General features: G+C 58.9%; 9 protein-coding genes. 1 reads left to right on the top strand and 8 read right to left on the bottom strand.

Annotated elements, in window-relative coordinates:
* Positions 1–202 precede the first annotated feature (202 nt).
* The 8 genes from H8274_RS06945 to H8274_RS06910 all read right to left on the bottom strand — a co-directional run bounded on the left by H8274_RS06945 (position 203) and on the right by H8274_RS06910 (position 12384).
* Positions 203–724: an O-acetyl-ADP-ribose deacetylase gene (locus tag H8274_RS06945; protein WP_065414651.1), complete on the bottom strand. Its 522-nt coding sequence runs from the start codon at positions 722–724 to the stop codon at positions 203–205.
* A 211-nt stretch (positions 725–935) separates the two neighbouring features.
* Positions 936–1865 (bottom strand): carbohydrate kinase family protein, encoded by a 930-nt coding sequence (locus H8274_RS06940; RefSeq protein WP_185934165.1) that lies wholly within the window; start codon positions 1863–1865, stop codon positions 936–938.
* 273 nt (positions 1866–2138) lie between these two features.
* Positions 2139–4028, bottom strand: coding sequence for a beta-N-acetylhexosaminidase (locus tag H8274_RS06935; protein ID WP_185934164.1), 1890 nt, complete (start codon positions 4026–4028; stop codon positions 2139–2141).
* Positions 4028–5035 carry a carbohydrate ABC transporter permease gene (locus H8274_RS06930; RefSeq protein ID WP_244924552.1) on the bottom strand — a complete coding sequence of 336 codons (1008 nt, stop codon included), beginning with the start codon at positions 5033–5035 and terminating at the stop codon, positions 4028–4030. The genes H8274_RS06935 and H8274_RS06930 overlap by 1 nt, the downstream gene beginning before the upstream one ends.
* Positions 5028–6005, bottom strand: coding sequence for a carbohydrate ABC transporter permease (locus H8274_RS06925; RefSeq protein ID WP_065414488.1), 978 nt, complete (start codon positions 6003–6005; stop codon positions 5028–5030). The genes H8274_RS06930 and H8274_RS06925 overlap by 8 nt, the downstream gene beginning before the upstream one ends.
* A gap of 254 nt (positions 6006–6259) precedes the next feature.
* Positions 6260–7564: an ABC transporter substrate-binding protein gene (locus tag H8274_RS06920; protein WP_049618740.1), complete on the bottom strand. Its 1305-nt coding sequence runs from the start codon at positions 7562–7564 to the stop codon at positions 6260–6262.
* Positions 7565–7615: 51 nt separating this feature from the next.
* A complete protein-coding gene (locus H8274_RS06915) occupies positions 7616–9016 on the bottom strand; it encodes a glycoside hydrolase 5 family protein (protein WP_065414487.1) in 1401 nt (466 codons plus the stop codon).
* Entirely contained in the window at positions 9013–12384 is a 3372-nt protein-coding gene (locus H8274_RS06910) for an alpha-mannosidase (protein WP_244924551.1), read from the bottom strand. The genes H8274_RS06915 and H8274_RS06910 overlap by 4 nt, the downstream gene beginning before the upstream one ends.
* Before the next feature lie 542 nt (positions 12385–12926).
* Between H8274_RS06910 and H8274_RS06905 the strand changes: the two genes are divergently transcribed.
* Positions 12927–13958 carry a LacI family DNA-binding transcriptional regulator gene (locus tag H8274_RS06905; protein ID WP_185934163.1) on the top strand — a complete coding sequence of 344 codons (1032 nt, stop codon included), beginning with the start codon at positions 12927–12929 and terminating at the stop codon, positions 13956–13958.
* Positions 13959–13986 lie beyond the last annotated feature (28 nt).

Genomic DNA, 13986 nt, shown 5'->3' with positions numbered 1-13986 from the left:
AGGCACCGCCAACAGATCACAACTCAATACTCGCTAAACGGGCGCGAGGCGATACCGGGCGCGGGCCACTACGAGAAATCAGCAGGGGCCCGCGCCTGTTTGTATTTGCTGCTTCTTTAGGCTCTCTGGTTCGTTCGGGCTGCTCTGCTGGGGACGCCGAACCCGCTAAGTAGCAGCGATTCCCGCTAAGTAGTGGCGATTTCTAGTTTTGCTGGGCGGCGGCAACTTCCTGCCAAGTGGAGAGCGCGGCGTCGTTAAAAAGACAGAAGGTGATACTGGCCGGCCCGGGGTAAGCGCGCGCAGTTTCGAGACCTATGCGCGCCACTTCTTCCATCTTCCAGCCGTACACGCCCGCGGAAATTGCCGGGAATGCTACCGAGGTGGCACCGAGCCGGTCCGCTTCTTGCAAACTATTGCGAAAAACCGCTGCTAAAAGTTCCGGGTCGGTTTGCCCGCGATGCCGATTCGGCCCCACCGTGTGGATAACCCAGCGTGCTGGTAAATCGAAACCCGGGGTGGAAACCGCCTGGCCAACCGGAAGCCCCGCGGGGAGCTGTTCGCGGCGAAGCTGTTTGCAGGCTGCCAAAAGTTGCGGCCCGGCGGCGCGGTGAATTGCCCCGTCCACTCCGCCGCCGCCTAATAAACTCGAATTGGCAGCATTGACGATCGCATCTACCGCGAGCTCCGTAATATCGCCACTAACCAAAGAAATACGCGTACTCATATCCCCACTCTTCACCAATTCCGCGTTTTCTGCACGCACCAACCCGGCGCCACAAAACCGAAAAACCTCGCCCCGTGGCAGACCGCAAAACTCGAGCACCTAAGAACCCAGCACGGGAAGAACCGGGCATGCCCAGAATCTAGCATTCGCCAAGAACCCAGCCGCTAACCCGCCAAAAAACAGCCGCTAACCTGCCAAGAACTTAACCTGTTCAGAACGCGGCCGCCACTTCCGCCCGCGTAGGCGCATAAGCCCCATTTGCAGAAACCGTTATCGCCGCGCAAGTTTGTGCGATCTGCAAAGCGACCCCAAAGTCTGCAAAACTGGTTTGCCGCAAGCGCTCGCGGGCCGAACCGGCAGCGATAAAACGGTCTCTATACAGCCCGGTTAAAAGCCCGGCCATAAAGGAATCACCCGCACCCACGGTATCGCCTACCGGTACTTTACGAGAGGCCAGCGCATGGAAAGGCGTTTTCCCGCGCACGCTCACTAGCGCCGGCTCAGCCCCGCGGGTTACCACTAGCAAAGGAATGCTGATTTGCGCCCACTGCGCCAAAATCTCCGATAACGCTAGCCCCGGGTAAAGCCAATGCAAGTCTTCATCGGAAACTTTCACAATATCGGCCAGTTCCACGAGCGCCATTATTTTCTTCCGCGCTGCATCTGGATCTCCCATCAAATCTGGCCGGCAGTTCGGGTCATACGAAATCGTGGCGCGCCTGGCCTGTGCGGCGGCCAAGGCCGCGATCTTTTCCCCACTCGGGGAAACTACTGCCGAATAAGACCCGATATGCACATGCCCAATATCGCCTAAGTTTTCCAGCGTGGGAATATCCGATTCGACCTCGAAGGTATAACTAGCTTTCCCATCTGCATCGAGGCGGGCGTGCGCTACCGACGTCGCCGTTGCTTGCGCCGAACCCGGCACGATTCGCACTCCCAGTTTGCGCGCATGGGCAGCGATTTGCTGGCCGCGCGCGTCTTTTCCAAACCAGGTGGCAAAATCGGTGGGAACCCCCAGCCGCGCCAGTCCGCCTGCCACATTGAACAAACTCCCGCCCACGACTTCGCGCGGGGCCTGCCCGGCCGCCGCAATTGAATCAATGAGCGCCTCACCCGCAACTAAAATCTGCTCGTTCATTTCTCTTCCTGCCTTAGTATCGGTTGCTTTTACGGTTAGTTTTTCGACGCCGCCGCTAGCCGCGCCCCACACTAGTCCAGCCCGCGGGTAGCCATACCCGTAGGTGGCCATGCTCGTAGGTGGCCCCGCCCGTAGGTGCCCCCGCCCGCCACTTTGCCAAAACTGTCCGAGCCGGTCTGGCCACCTCGTTCGGCAGGAGACCAGGTATGCGGGCGGTAGTGCGCCGGCACCGCCCGCAGCTAGCTCTGCCAGGGCTGGCCGGGCCCGCAGGGTTTACATAATTATGCCGTCTAGCCGGTCGGGACGTTGGCGCCGCCCGGTCCCCGCTTTTTGCCAGGGGAGAGGGCCGGCCAATGGTCGATAGTTCAGCCCCGCGGCAGCGAGGACGGCGAGATGTGCGTCCATGCGGGCGCGGAAATCTGAGTTCGCCGCGCTCGCGGCGGCTGCTTTGGTTTCGGTAACGGTCTGCGCGCTCGCGGCCGCTGCATTGCCCGCGGTAGCTACCGGTGCGCTAGTTGTTGCCGGTACTGGAGCTGCGGCGGGCGCGGGCACCGGGGTGGCGTGCCAAGCTAGTTCCGCGAAAGCAAGGGCGCGCGGCCATGCGCAATACTGCAGTTGGCGGTAGTTTTCCACGTATTCCGTCCACACCATGAATTGGGTGCCAAGCACATTGCGTGCGGCCGGCGCGGGCAGCCCTGCACTCGGGTCATAGGCACATACATCTGCAACTGTGGATAGCGCGCCCTGGGCATAGGGTTCGGCGCTATCTAGGCTTTGGTAGTTGTTAAAGTAGAGCAGCTCGGCCGGGCTCATAATTGTGCGGATGTCTGCCGCCGCGATTTTCTGGCCGCGAGCATGGCCGCGCCAAGCCTGGCAGATCAGGTTCGGGGCTTGCTGCGTGGCCGGAACGTTTTCGAAAGCTTCATCCCAGGCTACGGCTTGTACCCCGCGTTCATCCAACCAGCTGACCAGATAGTTTGTGAACCAAGCTTGGAGAGCGTGCGGGCCGGCAATACCATGCCTGGCACAGAACTGCGCGGTGGGTTTATCAAGTTTCCACGGCCCGGGCGGTACCTCGTCACCCCCTATATGAACAATACGTGCCCCGGTTACTTCCAATACTTCTTCCCAAATATCGGTAACGAAACGTAAGTTTTCTTCCGTGAACCGCAGGGTCCCTTCGAAAACACCCCAGGTGCGGGCCACCGGCCTAGTGGCAGGTGCGGTCGGTACGTCTTGCGCAGAGGTAGCGCCGAGTTTGGGATAAGCGGCGATTGCGGCAGATAGGTGCCCGGGGAATTCAATTTCGGGAACCACGGTGATGCCTAGCTTTTCCGCCAATTGGCAAATGTAACGGATTTGGGCTTGGGTATAGAAACCACCGTGTGGGGTCCGATCCGTACCGTGCAAGGGGCTAATCGTTTCGCTCCGCCAGCTGCCCACGGAAGTGAGCCGCGGATAGCGGCGCGATTCGAAGCGCCAACCCTGATCATCGGTCAAATGCCAATGAAAAACATTGATCTTGTAATAGGAAAGCCAGCCCAGAAAATCCGCGAGGTCTGCCACGGGAAAGAAGTGGCGGGCCGTATCCAGGCCGCAACCGCGCCAGGCATAGCGGGGTTGATCCGTAATTTCTGCGCAGGGCACCACGAGCTCTTCCGCCACGCCGCATCTGGCCAGCGGCGGTGCCGGTACTGTTTCCGTGGCCGGTGCCGTGGCCGTTGTCGGTGCGGGCGCCGTTGCCGGCGTCGTTGCCGCTGCAGGCGGCGTTGCCGGTTGCCTAGCTTCCGTACCCACTGGCGCGGTGGCCAGCTTTACCGCCCGTGGTGCGGGCGCGGGAACTTGGGCTAGTTGTAACAAAGATTGCGCTGCCCAGATCGCCCCGCGCCGCCCGCCGGCGCATATCAATACACCGCTGGGCTGCACCACGAGGCGATATTCTTCCGCGCCCAGTTGTAAATCGTGCACGGTGCGCAGGTGCGGGCCCGGCAGATTTTCGGTACCGATCTTTTCCGGGAAGGGCAAACCGGTGGAGCGGCGCAAAATCCACGCCGTAGCGGCCGCGAAGTCCCCGCTCACGATAGTCGTAGCATCGAGGCGGAGCACGCCAGGTAGGGCCCGGAAGCTGCGGGGGCGGGGGAGGAGCGGGCAAACGTTCATCATTATTCCTTGACTGCGCCTTGTTCCACGCCGCGGAAGAACTGCTTTTGGAACACCGCGAAGAGGATAATGATCGGGACCAGTGCGATCACGGTGCCTGCCGCCACCACGCGCGGATTCGAACCGAAGGAGGAGTTCAGGTATTGGATTCCTACCGTGAGCGTGTACTTTTCGGGGTCAGAAAGCACTACCAAGGGCCACAGGAAATCATCCCAAGCGCCGATAAATGACATGAGGGCAACCACGGCGGCCATACCACGCACGTTCGGCCACACCACGAGCCGCAGCCTTTGGAAAGTAGTGGCGCCGTCCAAAGTGGCAGCATCCAAAATCGCGGTGGGAATGGAACGGGCAGCGGCCGTCATGAGCAAAACATTCATGGCGCTAATCGCCCCGGGGAGGAAGACGCCTACCAGCGTATTGGCCGCGCCAAGCGCTTTCACGGTCAGGTACTGGGAGGTAAGAGTTACTTCGCCGGGAAGTAACAACGTGGACAAGATAATCGCAAAGGCGATCGCTTTCCCACGGAATTTCATGATCGCGAAAGCGTAGCCCGCCAAAGTAGCAAAAATGACATTGGAAACCACGATAGCTACGGCTACCAAAAGCGAATGCCACGCATATTGGAGCACCGGCACATTCCGGGTCACTTCCGCAAAGTTTTCCAGCGTTGGGTCATCTGGGATGAGCTGCGGCGGGAAACCAAAAGCGTCTTCGTTCTTGCCTTTGAAAGCCATCGAAAGCTGGATCAGGAATGGTCCCACCGAAATGACGAAGATCAAAAGCAAAAGCACGTAGCGGCCAATAGTTAGCAAGGGCCGGTTGGTCCGGCGCATGTGCATCCCAGCACGACGCCGGGTGGGAACCGTACCGGACGGCGCGGTCACTACCTGGGTGGTGGGAGCGGCCGGCGGGGTGGCGGGCAGAGCGGGCGGGGCCGGTTGCGCGGACGGGCCGGGAGCGGCCTGCGGGCGCGCTACCGCAGAATTATCTTGGCGTGGATTATTCATTGGTTACCTCCTGGCGATGCCCGGTGTGCTGGGCCCGTTCTGCTCGCCGTTGCCGCGCGATGAGTTTTTGCTGTTTGGCAAGTTTGCGGGTGGCCCGGATTTCTGTTCCCTGGTTGATGTAGGCAACCAAAACCAGGGGGAGGAAGGTAAGGAAGAACAGGGCTACGGAGATCGCGGAAGCATATCCGAGGTTGCCGTTCAGTCCCTTACCGGCCTGTTGGATCATCATGACTATGGATTGCGACTGTCCGCCGGGCCCGCCAGTACCGTTGGTGAGTACGTAGATTTCGGAGAAGACGCGGATTGCGGCCACGGTGACTAGCGCGGAAATGAGGAGCATAATGCCTCGCACCCCCGGAACCGTGACGTTCCAGAAGCGGCGCCACCAGCCAGCCCCATCAATTTCGGCGGCTTCGTACAGGTCTTTGGGTACATTGGCCAGGCCTACCATGTAGATCACCATGTAGTAGCCCAATCCTTTCCACACGGTAAGGGAGATGGCTACGAAAACAATCAGCCACCGTTCGGTGAGGAAGTTAATTGGCTGATCGGTCAAATGCAGCCATTGCAAGGTTTCGTTGATGATCCCTTGGGAATCGAAAAGCCACGTCCAAATAACCCCGATAACTACCACGGAAGCGATTACCGGCAGGTAGTAAGAAGTGCGGAAGAAGGAAATCCCCGGTACTTTCTTTTGCACCAGAACGGCCAAAAGAAGCGGCAGGAAAGTAAGCAATGGTACGCACACGATTACGTACACGAGCGAGGTCATAATCGCGAATTTAAAGCGTTCATCAGAAAATAGCTGCGCGTAGTTTTCGAGAGCTACGAAATTTGGGGTGCGCAGGGGCCTGGCGTCCGTGAAGGAAAGGTAGATCGTGTTCAGGAACGGCCAGATAGAGAAAACAAGCACCCAGAGGATCGCCGGGGCAATCAACACGTAGGGCGTATACCAACGGTGCCATTTCATGATTTATCACCGAGCCAGTTGACTATCACCGTAAATCAGTCCTTTCAGCAGGGGCGGCAGGGAGCGAAAACTCCGCTGCCGCCCCTTGCTTGCATATGGTTACTTGTTGCTGTGTTGCTACGCGCGTGCGCGCGGTCTTGGCTGGCGGTAAGGGCCGGTTACGGTGCCCGATAGTGCGGTGGTTTGCGTGCCGCACCAGCCGGCCCTTTACCAGCGAGCCAGGGGTAAGAGCTGTGAGTAGCGGTTAGCGGCCGCTATTTCACAGCATTTTGGTTGGCATAATCGGAAATCTTTTGCAGGGCGTCTTCGATCGGCACGTCACCACGCACCGCGAGCGCTACCTGTTGTTTCGTGTATTTGCCCATGTCTTCGGTGAAGTCCACGCCCGTGGTGGGGGCGGCGGTCTTCATGGCTTCGGCGGCCGTGGTGGTCGCGGTTTTCTGCAGGTCATTCTTGATGACGGAAGTGAAGGTGTCCGGGTTGGAGTTGCCTTCTTGGGTGCCGGGGAAGAAACCTTGGGCGATTTTTACGAATTCCACTTGGTTGTGGTTATTGGTGACGTATTGGGCGAAGGCGCGGGCCAGTTCTGGATTCTTCGAATGTGCGGAGACGGAGATGCCTTGCACGAAGAGTGGCGGGTTGCCGATACGCGGGGTGGCTACAGAGACTCCGAGTAGGGAGGGGGCTTCCTTTTCCAGTTCGGAGGCGAAGCCAGCCGAGGCTGTGGTCCAGGCGGTGCGGCCTTGCTTGTAGAGCATGGCGTTGCCCGTCCAGTCTGCGTTGAGCGCTTCGGGGGTCATCGAGCCGTTGGCGTAGGCGTCCTTCCAGCGCTGTACGAGTTTCACCCCTTCGGGGGTGTTGAAGTCGTAGGTGCCGTCGTCTTTCTGGAATTTTACGCCGGCATTGGCGAAGGCGTCGGCGTCGGGCAGGTTGGAGATCATCTTGACTTCGCCGTTGGTGGCTTTTGCTACCTTATCGGCGGTTTCGAAGAGTTCGTCCATGGTCTTGGGGAGCTGGTCTTTGGAGACCCCTGCTTTTTCGAGGAGTTCGGTGTTGAACCAGTTCATGTCGGTGCCGAGGTACCACGGGTAGCCGTAGGTGCCTTCTACGCCGGGGAACTGGTAGGCCGAAATGCCGCCCGGAACGTATTCTTTCAAAACGTCTTTGTTGACGGTTTCGAGGTTTTCTACCATGCCGGCTTTCGCTAGTTGGGCGGCATATCCGGGTGGCAGGTTGACGACGTCGGGTAGTTCGTCTGCGTTTGCTTGTTGCAGGACTTTATCTTCGTAGCCTTCACCGGGCTGATCCATCCATTTAATGGTGGTGCCGGGATGTTCGTTTTGGAAATCTGCGATTAGCTTTTCAAAATAGGGCGTGAAGCGGTCATTCTTCAGCGACCAGGTTTGGAAAGAAATTTCGCCGGATAGTTTGGTGCTTTCGCTACTGGTTTTATCGGGTGCGGCCGATTTTGTGTCTTGTGACGCCGTACCTCCACCGGTGCAGGCGGTGAGGGCGAGGGCGCCCGCCCCGATAACCGCAAATAGTTTTGCGTATTTCATGGCACTTCCTCCTTGAAGTCCGTTTGGAAATCTTCCGTTATTCCTCTCCGGCTAGGCGGTGGTCTCCGCTTGCTGGGGATGGAAACTTGCTTTGGCTACTGGCGGCGTGGCCGGGCTGGGGGTGGGTGCGGTGCCGAGGACGATGCGTCGCACGTCCCCAGCCCGGGCATGGGCTACCCAGGTAGCAAAGAATTCGTGGCGCGGATCCAGCAGGTCGCGCCTTTGTGGGCAAATATTTATCCGCAAAGTGTTTCGGGGCGTGCCCGCGGCAGAGCTGGGAGCGGCCGCGTTCTGGGCGGAACTGGTATCGCTTGCGGGGGAGCTGGTTGTTCCAGCGTGGAGGCTGGTTGCGCCGCTCGAGGCACTGGGGTGGGGGCTGGTTGCGCCGGTGCGGCTCGCCGTACCGGCACGGGTGCCCCACTGGGTGATCGCTTTTTGGAAAGCCTGGCCTTGTGGTTTTAGTTCTCCGGCGCTGTTGAAAAGCCCGAGGCCGTATTCCACTTCTGGGAAATCTGCGAGGTGGCGATCCACATCGTGGGAGCACCACCAGGTGATTGCTTGCAGGTGCGGGGTAGGCCCGCCGCCATGGGCGCCCAAAAGGCAGTCGATAGTTTTGGTTAGGAAAGTGGCGGCTGCGGCGTCGTCGTGCAGGTAATTTAGTGGCGCTCCTAGTTCTTGTAGCCACAAACCGCGCCCCTCGGGTGCGGAAGCAGAGATCTCTGCCCAAGCATTAGCAACTTCGCACAGGTAGCGAGCAAACCAGGCGAGTTCGGGGGCGTCGGCTCCGTATGCTGGGCCTACGCCGCCAAAAATCCAGGAATGGACGGTGGTCAGATCCCCAATTGCGGTGGCCAGTTCGGGGGTGAAGGGCTGGTCGGGCGCAAACCACAAATCGTCATCAAAAGAATGCGTGTGGATCCCGTGCGGCCAGGCGGCCTTTGCCGTCCGGTAGAGCGTTTCCAGCCAGGTACGGGCCTGGTGGGAAGTGAGCGCTTGCGGGGAAGGGTGGCGAGAGGCAGCGAACTGGATAATCTCGTTACCTAGGCTGAGCCCGCGCGCGTGCGGAATGTCGGCGAGCGCGCCTGCCAAAGTGGTAATCAGGTTTTGCTGGGCCGCAACGACTTGCGGGTCGGTGAAAATATTGCGTTCGTGCCAGCTGAGTACCCACGAAGGTAGGAAATCGTAGGAGGAAAGGTGGCCTTGCAAAACGTCCACGAAAATATCCAGCCCCAGATCGTCGGCGACTTCCGCCACGCTGACCACATCCCGAATGGCTTGCGGGCGGATATAGGTCCGGTTGGGTTGCAGGAGCGTCCAGAGCGGGAAAATCCGCACGTGATCCGCCCCGATTTCTTTGAGCGCCGTGAAATCTGCTTGCACTTGCGCGCGGTCGAAATCTAGCCAGGAATAGAACCAGCCTTGCCGCGGCGTGTAATTGACTCCGAATCTCATAGTGCACGCTCGAATCGAATCGTCGCGATCTGGAAGGGGGCGAGTTCTAGCTGCCAGGCCTTACCGTCCCACCGCATTTCCGGCCCTGCATAACCGGATTCTTCCGGGCTGCGGTACCGTAAATCGGTACACCAGGCGCGGGAAAACTCGGGAGCTTGAATGGTTACGTGGCTAGTAGCACCGCGGCCCTCATAAATGCGTACGACGGCGTTGCCCGAACGGTCGGGAGCCATGGCCACCGATTCGACTACGGCCCCTTCCACGCGGAAGAGCGGAGCTACCGGGCTTGCCGCCGGGACTGCCGGGCCGGCTGGGCCTGCCGGGGTGCCGGAAACATAGCGGGTGCCCAAGCAAATATCTTGACCATCAGCAATTGCCGCCTCCACGCTGGCTCCCGGGTGGAGCCGGAAATTCCAGGAGAACTGGCCTTGGTCTTGTTCCGGATCGGGATACCGGGCGCATTTCAGCAGGGTTGCCCGCACGCGCGAATACGTGCTGCGCCGGCCTTCCTGATGGCGCGTAATATCCCAACCGTAGGTCGCATCATTAGCGATCGCGAGGCTAGCCCCGGCATTTGCTAGCCGCAACCAGCGGTGGCAGGAAACTTCGAAACGGCTCGCATCCCAAGACGTATTTGTGTGAGTGGGCCGTTCGATATAACCCATCTGCGTCTCGTATTGGGCCCGATCGGTGTGAATCCGAACCGGGAATGCTAGTTTGAGAAGCTTTTCGTGTTCGTGCCAATCAGCATCCACGCGTACGCGCGCGAACTCTTCTCCGGGCCGCAACTGCCACGTAATGCGCAACTCAGAATCGCCATACCGGGCCGTAGAAACTGCCTGCACCGCCGTGCCAACCAATTCCGCGGTTTGGGCGGCTATTCCGGTGCTTACTAATTCCGCGGTTTGTGCGGCCACCCCGGAGCCAGCTAATTCCGCGGAATTAGTAGCCTGCAAAAATTCGGTGCCGCCAAACTGCAGGTCTAGGCGTTCTTCCGAACCACGATAGAAAGGATCAATATCCCAGGCATCCCACATATTGGGGAAGTCTTGATGCACCTGGAAAGTGCCGGCCGCTTCTTGCCGCGGAATATATTCGCGCCCGGAACGGTCTTGCAAAGATACACAAGCCCCGTCCGCAAAACGCAAAGTTAGCAGCCCGTTGCTCAAATAATCCGGCCCGGCCTCCAAATTGTTTGCAGTTGGCCCAGCTTCGGAGTTTTCGCGCGCGCCCACGTAGCCCACCGCGAAAGGCGGCACGCCATCTTGCGTAAAGGAAGTGGCATTGGCCCGCAAAACCGTGCCGGCCGTACCACTGGGTGTAGCCAGGGCGTTTGGCACCTTTGCTGCCTGGCTCGTCAAAGCCTGCAAAGCCTGCTTTGTTAAGGCTTCGCAACGCTCGCGCAGATGGGCGTAAATACCGGCCACTTCGCGGTAGACCCAGGAGATGGCAGAACCGGGAAGAATATCGTGGAATTGGCACAGCAAAGCTTGCCGCCACAAAGCCCGCAGCTCTTCGTAGGGGTATTCCATCAGGCCGCGCACGGCCGCCGTCGTACACCACAACTCGGTTTCCCTAAGCAAAGCTTCCGTTTCCCGGTTGCCGCGTTTGGTAGCCACATGCGAAGTGAACGTGCCCCGATGCAATTCCAGGTAGAGTTCCCCGGCCCACACCGGCGGCTTTTCGTAGGCTTCGATAGCCCGGTCGAAGAAATCATGCGGGGAAGCCGAAAGCAACCGCGGAGCACCGGCCAGATCACGCTGCCGGGCTAGGCGGCCCAGCATTTCGCGGGTTGGCCCACCGCCCCCATCCCCGTAACCGTAGGGCAGCAAGGAAACCGAAGTATGGCCCTTATCGCGAGAATTAATCACGGCGTGACGGATTTGCGCCCCCGTAACATCGGAACCATAAGTATCTGCGGGTGGGAAGTGCGTGAAAATCCGCGAACCGTCAATACCTTCCCACAAGAAAGTGTGATGCGGGAAAGCATTCACCTGATTCCAAGAAATCTTTTGCGTCAAGAACCGTTTGATTCCAGCTTCCCGCGCAATTTGTGGCAAAGCCGCCGAATAGCCGAAGGAATCGGGCAGCCACACCTCGCTACATTCCACCCCGAAAGCTTCTTCGAAGAAAGCTTGCCCTTCCACAAACTGGCGGCACATAGCCTCCCCACCGGGAAGCACCGCATCCGATTCCACCCACATGCCACCGACCGGCACAATCCGGCCCTTTGCCACCCAGTTACGTACCCGGGCAAACAATTCCGGATCTTCCTCGGCTAGCCACGCGGCATGCTGAGCGGCCGGGAAAGCGAAGTACATGTCTTCGCCCTGCTCCAAAAGATTGACCACATTGGCCAAAGTACGGTTCACTTTGCGGGGCGTTTCCCGCAAAGGCCACAGCCACGCCGAATCGATGTGCGCATGCCCGACGGCGTAAATCTGCGGTGCTTCCACATGGGCAGGAGTGGTCAGCACCGGCTGCAATAGTTCCCGGGCCCGGGCAGCGGTAGCCGGAATATCAGCCAGGTCCAACTGGTCCAAAGCCGCAGAAAGCGTGCGCAAAATCAACCAGTCATGCCCGTCCAGCTCCGGTTTTGCCGCCACCATCTCGTGCAACACGCTCATATCGAGCGCGAGCTGATAAACCTGGCCGTGCCGCAAAACCACACTGGCCTGCACCAGTTGGTAAAGCGGGCGGGCAGAAGAAGTACGAATATCGCCCTCGTAAGTAACTTGGAAAGGCGGCACATCAAGCAAGATCGGGTTCGCTGCCGCTTCGATCGTGAAATCAATATCGCCGCTAGCGCTGAGAACCTTGCGAGCAGGAATCCACAAATTCTTCGGATTGATCGCCTTCACGGTAGGGCCGATATATGCCTGGTCTGTGCCCGCCGGGGCTCCCTCCGGGACAACCGTGCGGTGTACCAGGCCCTCCGCCTGAAAACCAGGGGAGTGGTCCTGCCACCCCAGGTTCACCAGGATCTCAACCTGGTCAGCAGCGCAAGTACTATCCGGCCCGCACGTATTATCCGGCCCGCAAACACCGTCAGCGCTCGCGGTATCAGCAGTGCTTGTGCGGGCACCAAGCCCAAGCAGTTCCTTGATTTCGGGAGCAAGCGGCGCGGTCTGCGCTCGCATCCGCATCCACACGGTTTCCCACGCCCGACCCCAATACTCACCAATGGCAAACGGACGGAACTGCGAGAAAGGCGGGACCTGCGCTGGAGTTACCGGTTTCGCTTCTGGATCTGGCACCTGCCAGCAGGTTACGTCTAAGTCGGTAAGTTCTGTATAACAGGCCGGGAGAATCTTCTCCGCGAGCGCGCGCCGCACGCGGCCTTCCAAAATACTGCGATTATCGTGCATTTGTGATGCCCCGTATCTGCTGGTCATTACTGAGAAAGGCGGATAGAACGCCGGGATGCAAAAGGGGTAAACAGTTCCCGAAAGGCTTTTGTGCCTTCCTGGGATACGCGGCCCTCCTTTGACCGTAAGGGAATTCCGTTTCCCGCTTTTCTGTAGTTTTGCCGCTGTTACTCTTTCGCGTAGAAGCTACTGGGTAAGGCGGAAATAACAGCTGTTACGGCCGGATTGTCGCAACGCTAAATGCGGGTGGAAGATTGATGACTCCTTTGGCATCTACCATATGAGCGTAGTGACTAAAGCGGTTTAGTGCAAGTGTTTTCGAGGTAGTAATTCGAAGCATTTTCCGGAGAATTTCGCTTGGCCGGACGCCGCTGTACCGCTTAGTTTTTGTGGGTACAATCAGTGGTAATTAGCGAGTCCTAAGCGGGCCCATTAGAAACTACGAACCTGCGGGTAGAAGCAGGTGTTTGTACGCTTGAGCGGGACTGTTTGCACATGGTAGCGGGCACGGCGAGAGTAGAGAGTAGAGGGAACGTAGCGCGATGGCCAGGCCGACCATTAGAGATATTGCCGAAACGGTTGGCGTTTCGCCAACCGCAGTATCTTTTGCGCTCAATTCCAAGCCGGGAATTTCCGAAGCTACGCGCGCGCGGATTTTAAAAACCGCGAAAACTATGGGCTGGGTTCCTAACCAGCATGCGCGGGCCCTTTCCAAATCCCGCGCCGACGCCGTTGGTCTTTACATTGCCCGCCCGCAAAGATCCATTAACACCGAGACTTTCTTCTTCAAATTCATTCTCGGGGTGGAAAGCGGGCTTACCGAGTATGAGCTGGACCTGGTTTTGCGTTCCGGGCACAACGTAGCCGAAGAAGTAGAAACTTACCACCGCTGGTATGGGCAGGGGAGAGTAGACGGGGTGATCGTCGTCGATCCGCGTATAGACGATCCGCGCGTAGAAGTACTCAAAGAACTGCGTATCCCCGCCGTATTCGTGGGCCACGAGTTTGCTGGTTTCAGCGCGATCACAATTGATGAGGGGGACGTGATGCACGCGATCCTCAGCCACTTGTTGGCACGCGGCGCCCACCGCGTTGCTTATGTGAGCGGCATGGCGGATCTTTTCCACACCGCGGAACGTGCGGAGGCTTTACGTTACGAAGCTGGCCGTGCCGGAATTGAAGCGGTAGTTTCCGGGGGAACCGATGCTACCGAACAAGCCGGTTTTGCTACCACGATTCGCTTGCTTTCCGCCGCGCGCCGCCCCGACGCCATCATTTTCGATAACGAAGTATTGGCGCTCGGCGGGCTAGAAGCACTCCGCCGCCACGACCTCAAAATCGGGCAAGACGTACTCGTGGTCTCCTATGAAGACTCACTGATTAGCCGCGTAGTCACTCCGCCACTTACCGCAGTTTCGCGCGACCCCGGCCTGCTCGGTACCAAAGCCGCACAAATTCTTGCCCGGGGCATCGACACCGGCACTACCCATACCCAGGCACAAGCCGGCGGCACCTTGGTAATCCGCGATTCCACCGCCGGTTACGTTTCGCCGGCCTCGGCTCGGTCTGCCTAAACTTTCCTCCAGCTGTTGCACGCGGCGA

Source organism: Actinobaculum suis (genome assembly GCF_900618115.1).
GTDB lineage: Bacteria > Actinomycetota > Actinomycetes > Actinomycetales > Actinomycetaceae > Actinobaculum > Actinobaculum suis.
This window is presented reverse-complemented; position numbering and strand designations above follow the sequence as displayed.

Coding starts and splice junctions, on each gene's coding strand:
- H8274_RS06945 (WP_065414651.1), bottom strand. CDS start 724: ATGAGTACGCGTATTTCTTTGGTTAGTGGCGATATTACGGAGCTCGCG.
- H8274_RS06940 (WP_185934165.1), bottom strand. CDS start 1,865: ATGAACGAGCAGATTTTAGTTGCGGGTGAGGCGCTCATTGATTCAATT.
- H8274_RS06935 (WP_185934164.1), bottom strand. CDS start 4,028: ATGATGAACGTTTGCCCGCTCCTCCCCCGCCCCCGCAGCTTCCGGGCC.
- H8274_RS06930 (WP_244924552.1), bottom strand. CDS start 5,035: ATGAATAATCCACGCCAAGATAATTCTGCGGTAGCGCGCCCGCAGGCC.
- H8274_RS06925 (WP_065414488.1), bottom strand. CDS start 6,005: ATGAAATGGCACCGTTGGTATACGCCCTACGTGTTGATTGCCCCGGCG.
- H8274_RS06920 (WP_049618740.1), bottom strand. CDS start 7,564: ATGAAATACGCAAAACTATTTGCGGTTATCGGGGCGGGCGCCCTCGCC.
- H8274_RS06915 (WP_065414487.1), bottom strand. CDS start 9,016: ATGAGATTCGGAGTCAATTACACGCCGCGGCAAGGCTGGTTCTATTCC.
- H8274_RS06910 (WP_244924551.1), bottom strand. CDS start 12,384: ATGCACGATAATCGCAGTATTTTGGAAGGCCGCGTGCGGCGCGCGCTC.
- H8274_RS06905 (WP_185934163.1), top strand. CDS start 12,927: ATGGCCAGGCCGACCATTAGAGATATTGCCGAAACGGTTGGCGTTTCG.